The following is an 18144-nucleotide window of genomic DNA, read 5'->3' as shown; positions in this document are numbered from 1 at the left end:
TTTGGCCCCATGGATTCACGGCGATTTTGAGACTGGGTGTAAATGGGACAAACTGGTGCGAACTGCGGCAAACTGGAACAAACCGGAGAGAGTTTTTAACTATTGAGTTGGAATAGAACAGACGTTCGATATAATAATATAGTATCAGATAGCGGGCACGGTTTCAATCGAATCCGTGCCCGCTGCTGTATGCGTGCCCTTGCACGCCCAATATGCGCCGTAAAATCCGTCTTCTTCAACGTCAAAGTGAATGCGCTTCGTTTTTTGCCTCTCAAAATCTTATTTTCACGATTTGCATTTTCATCCCGTTGTCACCGACCCTTGCGAGAAACCGGAAAAAGCCGCTGACAGAAGGGTCTCTCAAATCGTTGTAACCCAGCATATAGCCGCGACTTGTGACCTGCAGACGGCTGTTCCACGTGCCGATTTCCTTGGCGGCATCCGAAACCGCAAAATATGCCCCCACATCCTTGATTTTTGCAGTCTTAAGCCATGTTTTTGCGATCATCTTTACTGCCGTCCGATTGGCAGCATCAAAGACCAGCACACCGCCGGGGAAAGCGTCCGCCATCCCCCGCACCAGTTCCCGGACCTGCTGGGTCAGAAAGTAATAGAACACTCCGGAGGCAAAGAACACCGCCCCGCCGGAGGCATCGATTTTGCCAAACCATGCGGTGTCTTTCAGGTCGCAGGGGATATTTTGTTCTCGATCCCCGGCGGGCAGCAGCTGCTGCCGCAAGGCAATCACATCCGGGAAGTCCAGATTGTAGATCTTGCATCTACCGTTGTCGCAGGTTCTGCCGGTGTTGTCCAGCCCGCAGCCCAGATTGACCACCGCCGCATTGGGGTGGTCTTTCAGATAATCCCGCACCTCGAAAGCAAGATCACCCTGCCGCATGGCCACCTCCAGCGCACCAAAGCGCTGCATCAGGCTGCGGGAGTTTTTCTCTGCCTCTGAAAAGTCGTAGTCGATCTGGCCGAGCAGACGAACCGCTGTTTCATCCTTGTAAAGGTTCGGGTACAACTCCGTACACAGCTTCCGGGAATACAGCGGGAGGATCAGCGTCTCCTGCACGGTGTTTTTCTCAATTTTACATTTCATAGGTTTCTTCCTCAGTGAATAAAAACTGTCATAATTGCCGCCAGCACAGCCGCTATGACCGGCATGCCTAACTCATGTGCAGGATGGATGCAAAAATGCCCGTGCTTGATGCCCTTACTTCCGCGCCGTGATGCAGAGCCACTTTTTCTTTTTGCGTATCTGCACCTCGTGAAAACCCGCCTGCTCCAGATACGCCTTTAATTCAATGTCCTTGTAGATGGTCATGCCGCCGATGATCTGCGTCCACCTCTCGTCCTTGTCCGTATCGCCATTGCTCTCGTTGCAGATGAGAATTGTCCCGCCTGGCTTCAGCGTCCGCCAGACCTCACGGAGGCATCGGGGCAAATCAGGCCAAAAATAGACGGTCTCAAAGGCCGTGGCGGCATCGAAGTAGCTATCCTCAAACACCATATCCGCCACACTGCCTTGCAGAACGGCGCAACGCCCCTCCTGAATTGCAACTCGGTTGAGCTTTCTAGTCTTCTCCACGCTGACGGGCGAATAGTCGACGCCCTTGACGACGCCATGCGGGCATTTTTTCAGCAGCCGTTTTATATTCGCCCCGCCGCCGCAGCCGCAATCCAGCACCTTGGCATTTGGCGCAAGTCGTAGAAATCGAAGTCCCCACCGCGCCACAGGGCTGTGGCCCAGGTTCATCATGGCAACCATAAGTTTTCCGCCGAGGCCCACGGGCTTGCGGGTGTTTTCAAAGAACGACATCTGGCCCCTCCGATTTCGTGCATTCCGCATAGGTCAACGGGAACGAGGCCTTCAGCACCGCGCTTTTCCGCACCGCCCAGCCGTTTTGACGCAGGAAACGCAGGTATTCCTCGCTTGTCCACCCGCTGTGGAGGGGGAATCCCGCCATACTCATGAAAAAGGCTTTTGCCTTGCCGGAAACCGAGTTCCCCGCGTGGGTGAAGGTTGGCGCGATGAGCACGCCGACGTCCTTCAGCACCCGCCTGATTTCTTGCAGGGCCTTTTCCGGATGCGGCACTATGTGAAGTGCGTTGGACACGATCACCACTTCGAAGGACTTCTGTGCATAGGGCAGGCGGAACATATCTTGTACGGAAAAGTGCAGCTTTGCGGATTGATTGTCCCGCTTTGCTTCAAGGATCATCTTTGCAGAGGCGTCCGTAGCCTCGATGCGCGCCGCCGCATCCACGACGCTCTTTGCGATGAGCCCCGTGCCGGTGGCAACCTCCAGCACGGTCTTTGCTTTCACCACCGGCCGGATCAGCCCATACATCTTCTCATACGCCGCCCGGTCGTTTCGCATGAAACGGTCGTACCGACCAGCATTCCTGTCCCAGAAGTCCTTGCGTTCGTGCATGGCCATCGCCCCCAAACAGTTAGAGCCATCTAACTATAACACACGAATCATGCAGTAAGATGAGGCTAACCTTCTTTTCTTGGCTAAGACGCATCTCTTCGGTTTTCGCTTATAACGGCGCGAATCAGATACTAGGCTGGAGCTGAAGAAAGAGCTCGGCGGACAGGTAGGTCGATACCGGTTCCCGGAACGGTGATCCAGCCAATTACACCAGGGCCCTAGTCATTGAGTGGGAATAGAAAATTCCTTAGTTATGGGGGTATAAATTTGATTTCCTTTAGGATACCCCCCCCATAACTATATGAATTGACCTGCTGACTCCAATGAAGATTGGAGGGCAACTGCCAGGGGTGACGGCCCAGCGAGTGTTATTTTGCGAGCTATGCGCGTTGAAAGCGACCTTTCGTGGCATAAACTACTTGCCGGAAGCCGCGGCTTTCAGAGTACGGCTTACGTGTACGTTTAACCTCCGTGGGCGACGGGGTGCCGCAAGGCGTAGAATATCGCCCACCTGTAGGGGCCTGCAGCGATGCGGGCCCCACTTCGTATGAAGAGGCGCAACCGGTGAAGGTCGTATCCATCTCCCAGGACTTCTTTGACCTCGTCGAGGGCGACCGCGAGCTCATGCTTAAGCACAATCTCCCCTGCATCGTGGTGGTGAGGCTGCGTTTCCGCGGGAAGCGCAGGGACTTCGCCGTACCGCTGCATTCCAACATCGCCCCCAACGTGCCCAAAGACCAGTACTTTGCGTTGCCACCCCGCCCCACGACGCGCCCGTGCTGTCGCCACGGCATCCACTACATCAAGATGTTCCCCATAACCAAGTCCTACCAGCGCCGCTTCAGGACCGAGGGCTCGGCCTACTACGAGACGCTCCAGCGCATCATCGACGGCAACACCAAGCGCATTGTCTCCGAGTGCCAGGCGTACCTCGACCGCTACGAGCGCGAGGGAAGGCCCCGCTTCGCCGTCGACATCGACCGTATCGTGGGGCTGCTGGAGGGCGAGAAGTAGGGCACCTCGGCTCAGTCTCGAGCCATGCGGAGTCGCTCCGCATTTTTGAACGCCGCGTGTGCGTCCCAAATGCTTGAGAAACAAGCTGTGAAGTGCAGTGGCTCGCCCGTGCCCGTGCATAGCCGTCACCATCAGCGTCTACGCGGCGTCGGCTTCAAGTGGAACTGGCCCCACTGCTGTATATGGTCTGCCTTGCTGCACATGGCGATCAATGCCCACGATGCTTCTGCTTGCGCTTCAGCTTCCGCTGCTCGAAGCGCGCCTCCGCCTCATCCGCGCGACACTGGCTTCTTGCGCGGGCCGATTCCCGCTTCATCGCTTCCCGCTGTGCTGCGAGCGCCTGTTGTGCCTTGGTGCTCACCGCGGGCCGCTTAAGGGCTTTCGCTGCCTCGCGAGCGCGTCGCTTGGGATTCTTCGCGGGCTTGCTTGTTTCCGTGGCCTCGTCACCGAAGAACGAGAGCTTCGCCCATTTGCTTGTAACGAATTGCAGGATTTCCTCATTGGACGGTTCTGCACCGAAGACGATGCGGGCGGCGCCGTATCTGCCGTCCTCGACATGCTCCGCCAGCCCGACCCAGAATTGGCCGTCGTGATATACGGTCAGGGTGGATGACACGCTGATCTGCATGGTTGGTTCCTCCTTTATGTAGATGACCATGCAGAGAAGGGACAACCAAGGAGGCAGGTTACTGATGCGGACTCCCGCACGCCCACGACTACCCGACGGGGACTGTGTTTTCATCTCTGGTGCCCGCATTGTAGCACGCGCGGATTTACGATGTTGATCGCCGGCGCCTAGGCGGAGATGAAGGCGGTTCGATCTAGGTCAAGCCGGTCGCTCGTTCATGAAGCGGCCGATTCCCTGAAAATAAAAGGCGCCCAGGAGGACACCTACAGGCTATCTTCGAAATACTTGGTTTGGGGCAGACGGAGGAAAAAAATAGGGCAGAATCGCTCTCACGATCCCGCCCCGCAAATCCGAGGGTTTCTAACTGGCTCCATTATTCCGGGCTTCTCAGTTCTGTCATTGACCCAGGTATCACCCGTCTCCTATAGCGAGTGAATATAAAAATAGGGCAGAGTCGCTTGCGCAAGTCCGCCCCTAAAACCGTGAAGGTTTTGCTATCTGCAGGCTATTCTACCAACCCGAGCGATTCTGTCAACCTGCGAAGGAACTCGAGCGCGGAGCGAGCTGCGGCGTCGGGCCCCTTGTCGGGCAGCGCCTCGGTTTCTCCGTCGGCCCTGGCGAACATCTCGGCGAGCTCGGATGCGGCGCGCGAGCGCGAGGAGCCCTCGGGTACCAAGCCGGAGTGCGCCACGAGCACGGTCGCGACCTCCTGCATGGCCGTATTCCCCATCCACTTCCTCCTGGTCGCCTTGGGGATTCCCACGGCGGCGACCCTTCGGGAGACGCCACTGGACGCCGAGCCCCGGGCGGCGCCCCTCTCGGCGAAGCAGTTGATCAGGCACGAGCCGTGCGCGGCGCAGTTGCGGACGGACTTCACGCGCTTGAGGTCGTAGTGGGAGGCCTCGAAGCGCCTGTCGCCCCATCGCCTGGCGCAGAAGCGCACGAAGTCGATGAGGGTGCCGAACGAGGTGAGCTCAAGGAAGGCCCAGGCAGGCATGTCGCCGGAGTACTTCGCGTAGAGGCTCGAGCTGTAGGGGCTGCGGCCGCTCATCTTGAGCTCGCGCAGGCGGTACTCCCTGTTTGCAGTGGTAAGCGATGCCATGTAGTCGGCCACGATGGCGTAGCCGTCCTCTCCACGGTCCTCCATCTCGCGAAGCAGTGTCACCTTCTGGAAGTGCTCGATGTCGAGCGTCATGCCGAGCAGGGCGTGGCGTAGCTCCTGGTCGAGCGCCGCGAGCAGGCGTAGCTGGCCGAAGTCGAGGTCTACGTAGCGGCCGTCGCGCGGGCCTCCCTCGTATTTCGAGAAGAGTTTGCGATAGGATGCGAGCTTGAAGAAGTTGCACTTGTCGCGCAGGTAGTCCTCGGCCTCTTCCTCGGAACACAGCTCGAAGGCTACGCCCTTCTGCTTGAGGTGCTCTATCTGCTGCTCGATCGTGAGGATCGGCTTCCTATCGTGGGGTTCGGCCATGCTCGTTCTCCTGTCATAAAAAGTATTGCCTATTTTACCAGCATGTTCTCGACATTCGGTGAAGGCCTCATCGTCGACTCATGGGCAAGCCGCCTGATACGACTCCCTTTCCCTGCCAGCAGCGCAGTCGCCTGACCTGCGGCTTTGGAATCGCGTTGGAAGCCGCCCTCGACCAATCATTTGCAGTTGTTGCGAGTGGCTTGTGCGTGATGCTGCGGTTGAGTTCCAGAAACGGGCGATTCCGCCCAATCGGGCATCCGAATCACGGCCGGAAGCTCCTTTGGGACAAAAACAAAAACTCAAAGCCCTGAGTTTGAAAAAAGTTTTTGAAGTTGTCCCAGCTTTTGTCCCCGAAGCCGACGAGACGCGACATCGCGTCATTCGGCGGCACGCGTTCCGTGTCGATGCCGAAAACTGGGTGCAACTGGAATGACGGGACGACAGAACCAAAGCCACCAGCGAAATAGTGGGAATAACAGCCCTCGAACCCTTTGGTTCGAGGGCTTTCTTTTTGCATCTCTACCTGGGAAAACGACCCAATTATTCCCGTGTGTCCCTACTGGGCGGTACAACGGAGTACTCGGCGGTACGGGAATAATTAGGCCCTGCGGGAATAATTCACAATTCGGGTCCCCCGAAGGCCGATTTCGAGCGGATGAAACTGACTTGAAACTGCGAGGCGGATTCAAGCCCTCTTCAATTGCATTCTCCCAGGTCAACAAATGGGAATAAAGAAATGCGAAAATCGGTTTCCTCAGTTTCAGTGACCCCGAATGCCGCCGAATAACGCCGTGTATTCTGAGCGTATTGCTTGCATTGTTGCATTATTTTCCACAATGCAAGCATGGAATAAATCGAAGTCATACGAGCCACCAACGACATCGCCTCTTCCCAAAGGGGGCTCTTCACATCTGTGCAGGCGAAGGTGCTCGGCGTCGAGCGGTACGCGCTCTCGAGGCTGGAAGGGCTCGGCAACATAGAGAGGCTCGCGAAGGGCGTCTACCGCATGGGCGGCTCGCCGAGCACGCGGGAGGAGGACGTCCTCGCGGCCTGACTGTCGATCGACCCGGGGAGGCGCCCCGTCGCCATGGGGGCGACGGCTGCATGGCTCTACGGCATCGGCGAGGTCAGCCCCTCGCCCTACGAGTTCTGCACGCCCGAGAGAAAGCAGACTAAGCGCCCGAACCTGATTCATCAGGAAGCGCCGCCTCGACCCGAAGGACGTGGCGATCGTCTCGGACATCCCGGCGACGAGGCCCTGGCTCACGGTGGTGGACCTGATAGACTCCGGGGAGGAACTGAGCCTGGTCGCGAACGTGCTCGCGGACGCGCTCGAAAGGGGCCTCGTCGAAGACGAGGGCGCGCTGAGGGAGAAAATCGACGCCGGGGGGCAAAAGCCGGGATGCCGGCGGGGGCCAGCCTGTACGATTCGTTAGCTAGGAGGCGGGAAGAATGACGTACGAGAACGGCGGTCAGCTCGACAGGGCCCTGAAGAGGGCCGTTCGCGACAGGGGCGGTGACCCCGGGGACGGCTGTCGTCGGGCTTTGCGCGACCGGTTCCTGCGCAGGGTGTTCAGCAACCCCGACGGCCGGTTTATCCTCAAGGGCGGAAGCGGGCTGCTCGCGCGCATCCCCGACGGCCGCGTCACGCGCGACATCGACTTCGCGACGGCATCTGTGTTTGATAGCGTTCAATTTACGGGTTGGGGCTGCGGTGGAAATCCTGGACCAAAAGAGGACCAGGATTTCCACCGCAGCCCCAACCCGAAAATCAGGCTTGACTAAACACAGACGGTCTGCTGCGCGAGTACTTCCCGAAGGGGACCGGCTTCTCTGCGGTCTCGGACGAGGAGGTCGAGCGGGTGTACGATGCCATCAACCGCAGGCCCCACAAGCGCCTGGGGTTCAGGACGCCCTACGAGGTCCACTACTCAGGGGTGTTGCAGTTGCTCTGAGAATTCAAGCTCGAAAAGGCGCAAGCAAAGGTATCTTGACTACGCTCTAAAGCGTGGCGTGAAGTCCGGCATCGTTGACGCGCTGAGGCTTCAGGGAATTGCCGCGAGCGAGGTTGATGCAGTTTCTGTTGTGGTTGACGAGCATTCGACTTCGATCGACGGAAAGTACAACCTGGCAGAATCGGTTGATGAGGAGCTGCGCTGCGGCATGTTCAACCCAACGTGGCAGACCTCCTACCCTCCTGTATTTAGCGACTGGCTGCCCAAGATTCCAGTCTCCTATGTCGACTCCTCCAAGGTGGCTATGGTGAGGGCGGCTGACGTGACGGCGAACTGGGCATTTATGGCCGAGCGCGACAAAGAGACATATCCGCGAGCCTACGAGATGCTATCAAAGGCGACGGTCCTCGGGCTTCTGTAGCGTTGGACATGTAACTATCTGTCTTTTCAAAAGCCGTGAAGATCTTGGTGGATGATAAATTGCGATTTGTCGACCTGAGCGACGAAAGAGGCGAACTCTTGCTGAAGCTCAAGGGGAGGCAAGGGAACCGTCATTCTCTTTAGAGCTTCTTTGGTAATTGCCTCCCTTGTTGCTCCAGCCGCTCTTGAGCCGTTTAGCAGGAGTCTCTGATACGAATCACTGATCAGCACCGTGTTCAATAGCACCGGCAGCATCCGTTTTTGGTCGACTCTGACAATTGAGACATGCTGATTAACACGTCCACCAGCCAATTCATCCGGCAAAAGACATGAACGAGCAACCGAAGCGCCAGTAATATTCAGAAGCACGTCACCCTTCATCAGCGTGACGCCTTCTAGTTTTGCGGCTTGTTCATCATCAATACAAGCAAGGTCCTTCCACACGAAACGACCGTTGTGAACATTCATACTTCTGACCAGCGGAACACCTTCGGCCTTGTATGCCGTTTTGCCGCCTCGTGGTGTTGCTCCGGAACCCAACTTGGTACAGAGGTCTTCAAGCCTAACGAAAGGCCATTTTTTACCATCGACCGGATCGCCAAATACCTCTACAAACCGTGATTTGACTTAACAGATATACCTTCTATGAGAGTCCCTTACGTTGTCCTGATCGACCATTGCGTACATCAACGTTGTATCAATCTTTTGATGGCCAAGCAGCTTCTGCACCTGCTCGATGGGCATTCCTTTTCCAATTGCTTTGGTGGCCAGCGTTCTCCTGAACTTATGTGGGTGGACGTGTTTGACGCCTGCTTTTGTTCCCAAGGAGCGAAGGCGGAGCTCGACTCCGCTTACTTGCAGCCTAGAACTCGGCTTTGTGAGACTACAGAATAGCGCGGCGACGTTATCGCTGCGTTCTTGCAGGTAGTTGTTTAGGTGCAGCTTTGTAGTCGCATCAAAATAGACGACTCTCTCTTTGTTGCCCTTTCCGAGTACAATGCACTCTCGCCGATTTAGATCAACGTCTTCTCGATTGAGCGAGACGAGTTCGCCTATTCTCATCCCTGTTGAACTAAGAAGGTTGATGATTGCCAGATCCCTCTTGCAAGAACAGGCGTCTGTGAGGGCTATAAGTTCTTCATCAGAATATACGGACTTGACCGTTCTCTTTGAGCGAATCTTTTTAATGCGTCGTGCAGGGCTTTTGAGTATATGGTTCTCGTCTTCAAGCCAAGAGAAGAATGACGACAGGATGCGCCTGACGTTGTCGACGGTGATGCTCCCTGCGTTATTACCCATGGGATATTCGCTCAGGTATGTTCGTAAGTCATCTGAACTAATCCGGACAATTGGTTTTTTGATTGCTTCGAGCGCCCTTGTAAGTGTGGCCTTGTAGTACCTGATGGTCTTAGGCGAGCATCCCTCGATGGTTTTGGCTGCGAGGAATCGCTCCATGTACTTTGAGGCCTCGTCTTCGACATTGCTGAGCGCGTTCACTTCAAGTTCGATGCCCCTGAGTTCGCTCATAAGGACGCTCTCGAGATACGAAAGCACTTCGCCGCTAACGAGTGCCTGCATTTTTGTGAGAACCGCGTTTGCTATTTCGATCGTCGTGTGCATCAGTTCCTCCCATCCCGATATGGATGGGAGGAACGTATCACGCGAGGAATCGGTCTAGAAGGGCGTCGCGCTCTGCGGAAAGGGCGTCGACCTCTTGCTCGAGTGCAAATTGCGATTTGTCCGCCTCGGCAGCGAAGTCGGCGAACTCCTGTTGGAGGGACAACGGGGGAATTGCAATGGGAATAGCGGCCAAGTCTGCTGCGCTGATGTTTGCCTGATGGACACTTCCCTTCGCTATATTACGAAGGACTCGCTTTCCTTCCTTTGAATTCAGGTAACCAGATACATATTCGGCAGAGCTGTGGTCAGCGAACCTTACGCACACGATGTACCCAGCAATAACCATGGTCTCTGACTGATGAAAAACGCAAGTTTTCCCAACCTTGTCAATGCTGTTGGTTCGATTAAAAAGCATATCGCCATAGCGGACGGTAGCATTTTCGAGAGCTTGGCCCTTTAGGGTGATTCGCTTTGTATCGGTTAGGTCAAGGATGCCGTCGTCGGTGATATTGTTCATTCGGATGTAGACATAATCGCCATCGGCGCCGGCTTTTGCTGAAGTGCCGTAGTGCATTTCTATGCTGTAGTTGCCGATTGTTTCGATTGGCCATGATGCGTGTGTCTTGGTTCTAAACATCTCGACAAACCGTGATTTGACGCTTTCCTTGAGAGCGGCGATTTGCTGTCTTTTGCTATTGATTTCATCTGTTAAGCGATTGAAACCGTCGATGAGGGCTCTCTGCTCGGAGAGCGTCGGGACTGGGATGGGGTATTTGAGCAGCTCATTCTTGTCTCCGCGAGGCCTGCCGGTTCCCGTGAAGGTGGACATATCGTAGTCGAAGAAGTCCTTCTGCCACAGGAGCAGATGGAGGAACTCGGGCAATAGGCTGTCGGTATTTATGCTTCGGAATACCAAAACGTCCTTGGAGCACGCCCCATCGCGGTCTGCGAGCCAAATCTTCTGCAGATAGGGGCGAATATTGGAGACGAGCGTGTCTCCCTTCTTGTATGCGGTGCCAGCACTTGCCGGAAGCTCTCCGCTATAGGCGGTTATGCCGCCACGATCCTTGACCATGTTCTCCGTTGTTACGTAAGTGTCGGTGGTGATGGAACTCTGGGCCACGCTGTTGGTAACGTAGGATGTGATGTCTCTAAGCGTCTTGACTACGGTGCCCTGGGCGAACGAGCGGGGCTTGTAGAAAGAGCGGGGAATCGTAAGAGTCTCGTCGAACTTCTCGGCATCAAAGTCGATGAAATCGGTGGTCTTGGCATAGTAGTAGTACTGGGCAAGGTCGCCGGGCTCAACCTGCTCGCCGGAGAACCATGCTCTGATGATGCCGCTTAGCGAGTTCGTGTCGTCCGATTCGTCGTCCGAATAGAGCACGCCCTCACCATCGATGGGCTGTATCCCCTCGTTGCCTTTGCGATTGCTCCATTTGTAGCCAAGGAAAGAGGCGATTTCCTTGGTCGTGTTAGGTGAGTTGATGATGAGCGTCTGTTCGCCGCAGACGAGACCCCAAACGCGCAGGCGTTTGCGCTCTTCCTTGTGCGCATAGCGATAGAACAGCTCGTTCTCTGCTTTGAGCTGTGAGTTCTTGTCGGCCGCCTTCCAAGTCTTGCTCTTTCGAAGGGTCTTGAGCTCCTTCGATGATTCGAAAAGATGGCAATAAACGTTGAAGTGGCGAGTGTTTGCCCATTCGTTCCAGCCAGCCTCTCCTGCGAGAAAAGCCCGGTAAGTATCTCCGTCTACATTAATTGTGTCGAGATAAGCGTTGAAAGCGCTTTCGTCTTTCCAACCAGTGAGCTTCCTGCGCTCAAAAACAGCGTCAACGAAATCAAGTGCGTTCGCATTGCGGGGCGGGATCTCGTCAAAGCGACGTAGGAACATAATTGCGACGTTTGTTCCTGTGGCCGCGAATGTGCCTGATCCAAACCTGGCGATGGAGACGATCTCGAAGGAGCTCAAAAGCACATCGCGTGCGGCCATGAAACTCGAGCTCGTGCTCTTGTCGAGGATCGAGGTGGGGAGGACAATGGCGGCGTAGCCTCCGGGCCGAACAAGCTGTGCCGCACGCTCGACAAAGAGGGTCTCGATTTCCGAGCCGCTATCGCTGATGGTTTCCAGCACTTTGAGTTCGTTGTTGTGAAGCTTGAGATGCGGTTTGAAGGCCGCGACAGAGTACGGGGGATTGGCGACAAGAATGTCGAAGCGTCCCCTGTCGGTTCGGCTGTCGATTCCCTTGTCGGGATAATTTTCAAGTCCGTCGCCGAAGACCACGTTGCTCTGCCCTGCGCCATGCATGTAGAACGAGACCTTGGAAACGCGAGCGAGTCGATAGTCCTTCTCGATGCCGACGAGATTGTCTCTGACCCAGTCGGCGTCTCCGAGGTCATCCTCTATGGTCGGATCATATTGGCATGCGGCGTCGGAGATTTCTTCGAATCCTTCTGTGAGAAAGTGCCCCGCGCCACAGGCGTAATCGATAACGCGTGGATAGTGCACGGCACCAGCCTCGTCCTGCACGATGCTGTCGAGTGGGAGTGACTTCCAAATAAAACGGGTGATGGGCACAGGTGTGAAGAATTGGCCCTCGTTTTGCTTAAAGCCCTGATTAAGGAGCTGTTCGAAGAGGTCGCCCAAGAATTGAATGTCTTGAGTTCCTACGATGCGATACGGCTGTAGAAGTTGCACCGTCTCTACGAGTACCTTGCCGTTCTGAAGAAAGAGTTCCTCGTTGTGGACGTCTTTGAACGCAAAGTCATTGTTGGTATAGAACTTGAGCTTGCGCAGCGTGCCGTTCAGCTCCTCGATGAGCTTCTTGCGGTGCTGGCCCGTATAGTTGCTTATGAGGTTTTCGGCGTAGTCGTTGGGAACGTACAGGACCTCTTCCCGCATGAGCTTTCTCATGCCGTCTGAGTGGAGTCTCTGGAGCCTGTCCTGGAGCGTTTCGTAGGTGTCGCGTCCTTGGCGGTATTGGAACTCAATCTCCTGGGTTGGCATTTTCGAGAGCTCGTCTTGGAGCTTCGCGATAAAGAGCGCGATAAGGCGATTGAAGGCGTTCTCTTTATCGGAGACGTTGTTGTGGCGGAGGATTTCCTCGAAGCGGTTGACGATGCTGTCTTCGGCCCTGAAGTCGACAAGGTCCTTCTTGAGAAGGGGAGGAACCATCGGGTGGTATGCCGTCGACCTATCGCCAAAGAGGATGTTTCCCTCGACTTGTTGGTTGTACGTTTCCGTCCAAACTTGATGGAGCTGTTCCACTGTATGGGCGTCGCGGTAGAGCGCAATGGTGTCATCGCGTTTGGCGAGCGCGATGAAGTTCTCGTCATCGCTGCAGTTAATTGAAACCTGGTCTGGCACGATTTCGTTGTTGATGAAATCGCATGCAAAGAGTACCAACCAGCGAGTCGCGCGCTCTTGTTGCCAATAGGAGAGGAGTTGCCCTCCGTCTGACTGCATGTTCTTGAATTCGTTTTTGAACTCGGTTCCAGGGGTCTTGCATTCGACGATTGCGAGTGTGTCGCCCCTCTCGTCATTAATGCAGATATCAGCGCGGCCGCTCTTTTGTTCGTGCCCAAGGGCCCATTCGCGCTCCAGCTCAAGTGATTCGGGGCGATATCCTTTGTCGAGGAGCATGGTTACGCAGACGAGTACGACGAAGTTCTCGTTATCGGAAAAGTTACAAGTTGTGTCTTTGTTGACTTTGAACCCCAGGTCTTTCGGGTAGCCGATGCGTTTCTTGGAAAAATCGACCGTGATTTGCGCGCTGGTCTCTTCCCAGGATTTCTGATAAACGGTGCCGTCGCCCGAGGGCTCGTAGCACAGAGCCCTAAGTGCGTCGCGAAGATTGTCCAGAGTAATCATCTAATGTCTCCGTAGCTGCGAGGTGAAAACACAATTCGCTAATTTTATCGCAGAGGGCGCCGTAAGAACGTAGTGTGATTGGCGGTGCTGCTGCTTGCCAGGGCATTTGATTGGATGATGACGCGCACGGGGCGGGATTCGCCAGTCCGCTAAGCCACGCTGGCAACAGTAGCGTACCAGGCGGTTGCTTGCAGAGATCCTCACGCGCGCCGTGCTTGAACCACTGGAGGTACGTGTTTCTCGTCGTGCGTCCATCGGTGACCGATCCGCCTTTTACTAAACAAGTTTATCGAGCGCGCGAAGCGATTGAGCCAATGGCGAAGCTCCAACTTATTCGTCAACTCATGGGCAAGCCACCCGAGACTACTCATTTCTCCTACTAGCAATGAAGGTCTGCGACCTGCAGTTTTGCAAACTGCTTGAAAGCCACCCGATGAGATACCCCCGATTTCCACTTGGAATCGGGGGTATTTTTATTTACAGGCTTTAGCCTGTGCGGGGCGCGCAGCGCGCCGCATCAGAAACCACCCGCTATGCGGGTGGGGCCAAACGGCTTTACAAAGCCGCCCCCTCGCCGGACACTTGCGATTGTTCAGGCCGCAAGGAATCCGAGTCGAGAGGGCGGTGGTGGCGTATGGCCCAGAAGGCCTACGGCCTGTCGCACACGAAGTGGACGTGCAAGTACCACGTCGTGTTCACGCCGAAGTATAGGCGCAAAGTCATCTACAACCAAATAAGGTCCGACCTTGGGGAGATCTTCAGGAAGCTCTGCCAGTACAAGGGGATAGAGGTCATCGAGGGGCACCTGATGCCCGACCACGTCCACATGCTGCTGGCGATACCGCCGAAGTACAGCGTGTCGAGCGTGATGGGCTACCTGAAGGGGAAGAGCTCGCTGATGGTATTCGACAGGCACGCGAACATGAAGTACAAGTTCGGCAACAGGAAGTTCTGGGCCGAGGGCCACTGCGTGTCCACCGTCGGCCTGAACGAGGCCACGATCGCGAAGTACATCCGGGAGCAGGAGAAGGCCGACATCGCGCTCGACCGGCTGAGCGCCAAGGAGTACGAGGACCCCTTCGATAGGGGGCCGGGGCGTAAATAGCGCCGGTTTGACCGGCCCGTCACGGGTCAATCTGCAGTGCGGCCCGAACCCCGTGAGGGCCGGCGCCTTTAGACGCGTGCCGGAAATCCAAGGGTTACACCCTAAGAGCAAACCACCCCTTCTAGGGGTGGTTTTGATTTAAGCGTCCACGCATGAAACACGGCGCGATGAACTGCGCTGCTCGTCGCCCGTCCGCGCCGCCGAGAGCAGGGCGCCCAAATCGGCCTGGATCGCCTCTGCCTTGCTTCCAAGCTGCAACGGAGCCGAGTCGCCCGAGATGTTTACGCTCAAAAGGTGCGCATCCGGCAGCTTCGCGGTCATGCTCCAGAACGGGAGCGTGATGATGCCGGGGGTCATCTCGCCCACGCCGAGCTCCAGCAACAGCACGCGGCCACTGCTGCGCTCGCGCACAAAGCGTTCGTATCGTTCGAGGCTCTCGCGCCATGCTCCGCCTTGCAGAAACGTGTCGTCGCGCACCCACGGCACAAGCTGCCAGCCGCAATGCGGGCATCGGGGGATATCCTCGCTGAGGACCTCGAACCCCGCCATGCCCGCGAGCATGCGTTCGACGTAGGGGCTCGCGTCGAAGAGCTCGTCACAGCATGGCTGCTTGCACTGAAGGTGCGCGAAGCTTCCCTGATAGTTACAGGTTCTCTCGTCGGGAAACGTCTTCTCGGCCTGGGTGTCCACATTGGTGCTCAGGATGAAGTAGTCCTTATGGCCGATGAGGGACCGTAGGTCGAGATAGGGCTGCGAGGCCAGCTCGCGCAGCATGAAGTCGATGTATCGCGCATAGTATGCCCACTGCTGCTCGAGGCTGGGGTAGAGGTGGTAGAAGCCGTCGAAAAGGCTCTTGACTACTTTCGATTGATGCTCAGTGCCCATTGTATTCGCTACGATTAAACTCGGCACAGGGGATACTGGTTTTCCGTGCGAAAACGCTCATGCCGCTAAATTGAGCGACCGCCTGTACTGCAGCGGGATCATCCGCCCGAGCGATCCCTTAATCCGTCGCCCGTTGCGCCAATCGGCAGAAGCCACGCGTGGACGCTAATCGCTCGAGCGAATCGTCGTCGGTTTCCGTTTAACGATTTCTTTTTCCGCTATTATCTGACCCTCGGACTTCCTCGTGATAGAAGTAGTCCACGATCACCGGATGCCCCTGGGGGACTCTGCCATAAGGCATTTCGTTGTCCACAAAGGGGCAATCGTACTTCTTGGCCATTTCCTCGGCTTTTACTTCAAGCGCTTCAAAATAGCTACGGTTGCGCTTGTTATAGATCTCATCGTAAAGCGGTACGAGATTGGGATGTTTCTCGGCGATATAATCCAGGATCGTTTTTTTGAAACCACCCCGAAGATTGAGATTTTCGAGCCAAAACAAATCGCACCGATCCTTTACTCGCTCAAAAATCATCTCAAAATCCGTGATGCCGGGAAATACCGGGGACACGAAGCAGACCGTACGGATACCTTCGTCATACACCTGCTTCATAGCAGCGATACGACGCTCGATGCTCGACGCGGAGTCCATATCGTTCTTGAAGTTCTCATCCAGCGTGTTGATCGACCATGAAACGGTCACTCGTCCAAGCCTCTTCAGCAGATCGATATCCCGTACCACAAGATCGGACTTTGTGCAGATCAGAATATCTGCATCGCTGCCAATCAGCTGCTCCAGGAGTTTCCTGGTATTCCCGAATCGCTCCTCCTGTGGATTGTAGCCATCCGTCACAGAACCGATAACCACCCGCTGTCCAGAGTATTTCTTCGGATTCTTGATTTCCGGCCAATGCTTCACATCAAGAAAGGTGCCCCATTCCTCCTTGTGTCCGGTAAAGCGCTTCATAAAGGAGGCATAGCAATACTTGCAGGCATGCGTGCAGCCTACATAGGGATTGACCGAGTAGCCGCCTACCGGCAGGCTGGACTTGGTCATGATGTTCTTTGCTTCCACCTCATTGATGAGGATTCCATCGATCACTTCCGCCATGTTCTCTGCACCTCCAGCACTCTTTCGAATTCTTCCGGCAATTCCTGAATCATGTTTTCGTCCCCTATGACAGAGACGAGGTCTTCCTTCATAAACATTGGAATGCCAAGCGCGTGCGCCTGGTCCGTCAAAGACCATGCCCACTCCGGTTCCGTATGAACCTTCCTGCTCTGCGCCCCGGTCATGGTACCGACGACGATCCAGTTGATTCCGGAAAGGTCGACCGTACCGGGATCGTCGAATAGCGGCTCAAAAGTAACGAAGAAGTGATTTGCTTTGACGTTTTTCCGAAGGGCGTCGATACGCCACAGCTCCGCTTTCCTCGTCACCGTAACGCCGAACCATGCGTTTTCCAGGTCGGTATCTAAATCCAGCAAATCGGGTCTCTTGGTCAGGAACAGGAACTGATGCTGTGGATTCTCATGGATCTTTGCAAATACCTCGTCTCGCCATTCCAGCTTCCACCCGGAGAGATCGCTCATGCCGGTAAGGAGAAAGTTCTGCGGGCGTTTCTTTTCCATCATCTTGAGCTTGCTCGGGAAGAACGCAGGATCAGCGAAGTCGTCAATCATATGCCAACGTTTCACATTGTTACGGGCATAGCAATATGGACACCCCACCGTGCAGCCGATGACGATATTCATATTCTGAATCTGATTTTTGATGCAGATGCTCATAACGCCTGCCTACCTGCCTCTCCCGTAAACACGCAATCAGCCTTCCCCACCTTGCGGGCAAAAGCCTCGATATCTTGCTTGCAAGCAGCAGGCTCGCAATCGCTCAAATCGTATGACGTGCCGCCGTTTCGATAGACGGCCCGATGGGAAAACGATCGGCTGACAAGCCCGATGCCGAGCTTCTCGCACAGGGTCATCCGTGCTCCCTTTCAGCTATAAAAAACAGGTGTCTATAAACAGTATCCTTGTTGATTTTCGCAGGGGCAATGAACAAACGCGTGCACCTGTCGATAAACGAACAGCTACTGGACATTGTCAAACGACTCAGATTGGAGAGGCGATGGGAGAAACCAAGATCGACCGCCGGCGGCGCTACACCCTCTCGGTCATACAGGAGGCGTTCTTCGCGCTGCTGGCCGAGGTCGGCTTCGCGAAGATGACGGTGGCGGACATCTGCCGCCGCGCCGAGATCAACCGGGGAACGTTCTATCTGCATTACGAGGATAAGTACGCGCTGCTCGATGCGCTTATCGACGAGGCATTGGCAGCGGCTCCCCCGCTTGAGGGGGTTGAATCGGCAACGCTTTGCCAGCGTCCGCCGGCAGACGACGATTATCGCCTGCTTTATTCGGACAGCGACTCATACGCTCGCGTAGCCCAGCGCGTCATAGAACGCGGAGCGGAGCAGATGGTTCCCTGGGTCATGGAGAAAACAGGGCTTTCACGCGAAGACGCCTTCCTGCTCTTCGTCCACAACGTCCAGGGCAATCTGGCCGTCAACCGCCTGCTCGGCTGGAGACGAGGCCCCGAGTTCACCCATGCCCAGGAGCTGCTCAACGCCTATTCCGAAGGGGGCTTACTGGCGGTATCCGCTCTTCGCGATTCCGATAACCCATCGTGACCTGCGATTCAGGAATACCAGCCTCCGAGCCCTCTCGTTCGGAGGCTGCGGCTAAAACCT

19 protein-coding genes and 2 pseudogenes are annotated in these 18144 nt (G+C 55.7%); 9 read left to right on the top strand and 12 right to left on the bottom strand.

Going from position 1 to position 18144, the window contains the following annotated elements; all coding sequences use genetic code 11:
• Positions 1 to 271: 271 nt before the first annotated feature.
• The 3 genes from DXB53_RS03400 to DXB53_RS03390 form a co-directional block, all read right to left on the bottom strand.
• Positions 272 to 1102 (bottom strand): class I SAM-dependent methyltransferase, encoded by an 831-nt coding sequence (locus DXB53_RS03400; RefSeq protein WP_117583316.1) that lies wholly within the window; start codon positions 1100 to 1102, stop codon positions 272 to 274.
• 114 nt (positions 1103 to 1216) lie between these two features.
• A complete protein-coding gene (locus tag DXB53_RS03395) occupies positions 1217 to 1822 on the bottom strand; it encodes a class I SAM-dependent methyltransferase (RefSeq protein ID WP_117583315.1) in 606 nt (201 codons plus the stop codon).
• Entirely contained in the window at positions 1809 to 2438 is a 630-nt protein-coding gene (locus DXB53_RS03390; RefSeq protein WP_117583395.1) for a class I SAM-dependent methyltransferase, read from the bottom strand. The genes DXB53_RS03395 and DXB53_RS03390 overlap by 14 nt, the downstream gene beginning before the upstream one ends.
• Before the next feature lie 564 nt (positions 2439 to 3002).
• Between DXB53_RS03390 and DXB53_RS03385 the strand changes: the two genes are divergently transcribed.
• Positions 3003 to 3452 carry a hypothetical protein gene (locus DXB53_RS03385; RefSeq protein WP_117583314.1) on the top strand — a complete coding sequence of 150 codons (450 nt, stop codon included), beginning with the start codon at positions 3003 to 3005 and terminating at the stop codon, positions 3450 to 3452.
• Positions 3453 to 3660: 208 nt separating this feature from the next.
• On the opposite strand, the gene DXB53_RS03380 is transcribed toward DXB53_RS03385, so the two are convergent.
• Positions 3661 to 4080: a YjdF family protein gene (locus tag DXB53_RS03380; RefSeq protein ID WP_117583313.1), complete on the bottom strand. Its 420-nt coding sequence runs from the start codon at positions 4078 to 4080 to the stop codon at positions 3661 to 3663.
• A 505-nt stretch (positions 4081 to 4585) separates the two neighbouring features.
• Positions 4586 to 5548: an Abi family protein gene (locus tag DXB53_RS03375; RefSeq protein ID WP_117583312.1), complete on the bottom strand. Its 963-nt coding sequence runs from the start codon at positions 5546 to 5548 to the stop codon at positions 4586 to 4588.
• Between the two features lie 202 nt (positions 5549 to 5750).
• Here DXB53_RS03375 and DXB53_RS09875 point away from each other — a divergent pair, with 202 nt between their 5' ends.
• The 6 genes and pseudogenes from DXB53_RS09875 to DXB53_RS03350 all read left to right on the top strand — a co-directional run bounded on the left by DXB53_RS09875 (position 5751) and on the right by DXB53_RS03350 (position 7924).
• Positions 5751 to 5981, top strand: a complete 231-nt coding sequence (locus DXB53_RS09875) for a hypothetical protein (protein ID WP_128619958.1) — start codon at positions 5751 to 5753, stop codon at positions 5979 to 5981.
• A 420-nt stretch (positions 5982 to 6401) separates the two neighbouring features.
• A complete protein-coding gene (locus DXB53_RS03365; protein ID WP_117583310.1) occupies positions 6402 to 6602 on the top strand; it encodes a type IV toxin-antitoxin system AbiEi family antitoxin domain-containing protein in 201 nt (66 codons plus the stop codon).
• Between the two features lie 169 nt (positions 6603 to 6771).
• Positions 6772 to 6984 carry a hypothetical protein gene (locus DXB53_RS03360; protein WP_117583309.1) on the top strand — a complete coding sequence of 71 codons (213 nt, stop codon included), beginning with the start codon at positions 6772 to 6774 and terminating at the stop codon, positions 6982 to 6984.
• 16 nt (positions 6985 to 7000) lie between these two features.
• Complete coding sequence (locus tag DXB53_RS03355) at positions 7001 to 7333, top strand: nucleotidyl transferase AbiEii/AbiGii toxin family protein (protein ID WP_117583308.1); 333 nt, start codon at positions 7001 to 7003, stop codon at positions 7331 to 7333.
• A pseudogene (locus tag DXB53_RS10080) lies at positions 7333 to 7503 on the top strand (IS30 family transposase); the annotation flags it as partial. The gene DXB53_RS03355 and the pseudogene DXB53_RS10080, both read left to right, overlap by 1 nt.
• 58 nt (positions 7504 to 7561) lie before the next feature.
• Positions 7562 to 7924 carry a hypothetical protein gene (locus DXB53_RS03350; RefSeq protein WP_117583307.1) on the top strand — a complete coding sequence of 121 codons (363 nt, stop codon included), beginning with the start codon at positions 7562 to 7564 and terminating at the stop codon, positions 7922 to 7924.
• A gap of 26 nt (positions 7925 to 7950) precedes the next feature.
• On the opposite strand, the pseudogene DXB53_RS03345 reads toward DXB53_RS03350, so the two are convergent.
• The 3 genes and pseudogenes from DXB53_RS03345 to DXB53_RS03335 all read right to left on the bottom strand — a co-directional run.
• Positions 7951 to 8493, bottom strand: a pseudogene (locus tag DXB53_RS03345) (restriction endonuclease subunit S); the annotation flags it as partial.
• A 57-nt stretch (positions 8494 to 8550) separates the two neighbouring features.
• The gene (gene xerA / locus DXB53_RS03340) at positions 8551 to 9543 is read right to left on the bottom strand and encodes a site-specific tyrosine recombinase/integron integrase (protein WP_117583305.1); all 993 of its coding nucleotides are present in this window, start codon (positions 9541 to 9543) and stop codon (positions 8551 to 8553) included.
• A 37-nt stretch (positions 9544 to 9580) separates the two neighbouring features.
• Positions 9581 to 13408 carry an N-6 DNA methylase gene (locus tag DXB53_RS03335; protein WP_117583304.1) on the bottom strand — a complete coding sequence of 1276 codons (3828 nt, stop codon included), beginning with the start codon at positions 13406 to 13408 and terminating at the stop codon, positions 9581 to 9583.
• A 634-nt stretch (positions 13409 to 14042) separates the two neighbouring features.
• Between DXB53_RS03335 and tnpA the strand changes: the two genes are divergently transcribed.
• Entirely contained in the window at positions 14043 to 14513 is a 471-nt protein-coding gene (tnpA, locus tag DXB53_RS03330) for an IS200/IS605 family transposase (RefSeq protein WP_117583303.1), read from the top strand.
• 138 nt (positions 14514 to 14651) lie between these two features.
• Here tnpA and DXB53_RS03325 read toward each other — a convergent pair whose 3' ends face one another.
• From DXB53_RS03325 to DXB53_RS03310, 4 genes are all read right to left on the bottom strand, one after another.
• Positions 14652 to 15398 (bottom strand): NAD-dependent protein deacetylase, SIR2 family, encoded by a 747-nt coding sequence (locus tag DXB53_RS03325; RefSeq protein WP_117583302.1) that lies wholly within the window; start codon positions 15396 to 15398, stop codon positions 14652 to 14654.
• 199 nt (positions 15399 to 15597) lie between these two features.
• Positions 15598 to 16506 carry a radical SAM mobile pair protein B gene (locus DXB53_RS03320; RefSeq protein ID WP_117583301.1) on the bottom strand — a complete coding sequence of 303 codons (909 nt, stop codon included), beginning with the start codon at positions 16504 to 16506 and terminating at the stop codon, positions 15598 to 15600.
• Positions 16494 to 17183 (bottom strand): radical SAM mobile pair protein A, encoded by a 690-nt coding sequence (locus DXB53_RS03315; protein WP_055252677.1) that lies wholly within the window; start codon positions 17181 to 17183, stop codon positions 16494 to 16496. The genes DXB53_RS03320 and DXB53_RS03315 overlap by 13 nt, the downstream gene beginning before the upstream one ends.
• Positions 17180 to 17380, bottom strand: a complete 201-nt coding sequence (locus DXB53_RS03310; RefSeq protein ID WP_055252679.1) for a hypothetical protein — start codon at positions 17378 to 17380, stop codon at positions 17180 to 17182. Before DXB53_RS03310 ends, DXB53_RS03315 begins: the two co-directional genes overlap by 4 nt.
• A 143-nt stretch (positions 17381 to 17523) precedes the next feature.
• Here DXB53_RS03310 and DXB53_RS03305 point away from each other — a divergent pair, with 143 nt between their 5' ends.
• Positions 17524 to 18084, top strand: a complete 561-nt coding sequence (locus DXB53_RS03305) for a TetR/AcrR family transcriptional regulator (protein WP_117583300.1) — start codon at positions 17524 to 17526, stop codon at positions 18082 to 18084.
• Positions 18085 to 18144: the final 60 nt, after the last annotated feature.

Source organism: Collinsella sp. OM04-5, from assembly GCF_003439125.1.
GTDB lineage: Bacteria > Actinomycetota > Coriobacteriia > Coriobacteriales > Coriobacteriaceae > Collinsella.
Note: the sequence above shows the minus strand (reverse complement) of the source record. Positions and strands in the feature narration are given on the sequence as shown.

What these genes read in the sequence shown, in the direction of transcription:
- DXB53_RS03400 (WP_117583316.1), bottom strand. Translation starts at nt 1,102, where the DNA reads ATGAAATGTAAAATTGAGAAAAACACCGTGCAGGAGACGCTGATCCTC.
- DXB53_RS03395 (WP_117583315.1), bottom strand. Translation starts at nt 1,822, where the DNA reads ATGTCGTTCTTTGAAAACACCCGCAAGCCCGTGGGCCTCGGCGGAAAA.
- DXB53_RS03390 (WP_117583395.1), bottom strand. Translation starts at nt 2,438, where the DNA reads ATGCACGAACGCAAGGACTTCTGGGACAGGAATGCTGGTCGGTACGAC.
- DXB53_RS03380 (WP_117583313.1), bottom strand. Translation starts at nt 4,080, where the DNA reads ATGCAGATCAGCGTGTCATCCACCCTGACCGTATATCACGACGGCCAA.
- DXB53_RS03375 (WP_117583312.1), bottom strand. Translation starts at nt 5,548, where the DNA reads ATGGCCGAACCCCACGATAGGAAGCCGATCCTCACGATCGAGCAGCAG.
- DXB53_RS03355 (WP_117583308.1), top strand. Translation starts at nt 7,001, where the DNA reads ATGACGTACGAGAACGGCGGTCAGCTCGACAGGGCCCTGAAGAGGGCC.
- xerA (WP_117583305.1), bottom strand. Translation starts at nt 9,543, where the DNA reads ATGCACACGACGATCGAAATAGCAAACGCGGTTCTCACAAAAATGCAG.
- DXB53_RS03335 (WP_117583304.1), bottom strand. Translation starts at nt 13,408, where the DNA reads ATGATTACTCTGGACAATCTTCGCGACGCACTTAGGGCTCTGTGCTAC.
- tnpA (WP_117583303.1), top strand. Translation starts at nt 14,043, where the DNA reads ATGGCCCAGAAGGCCTACGGCCTGTCGCACACGAAGTGGACGTGCAAG.
- DXB53_RS03325 (WP_117583302.1), bottom strand. Translation starts at nt 15,398, where the DNA reads ATGGGCACTGAGCATCAATCGAAAGTAGTCAAGAGCCTTTTCGACGGC.
- DXB53_RS03320 (WP_117583301.1), bottom strand. Translation starts at nt 16,506, where the DNA reads ATGGCGGAAGTGATCGATGGAATCCTCATCAATGAGGTGGAAGCAAAG.
- DXB53_RS03315 (WP_055252677.1), bottom strand. Translation starts at nt 17,183, where the DNA reads ATGAGCATCTGCATCAAAAATCAGATTCAGAATATGAATATCGTCATC.
- DXB53_RS03310 (WP_055252679.1), bottom strand. Translation starts at nt 17,380, where the DNA reads ATGACCCTGTGCGAGAAGCTCGGCATCGGGCTTGTCAGCCGATCGTTT.
- DXB53_RS03305 (WP_117583300.1), top strand. Translation starts at nt 17,524, where the DNA reads ATGGGAGAAACCAAGATCGACCGCCGGCGGCGCTACACCCTCTCGGTC.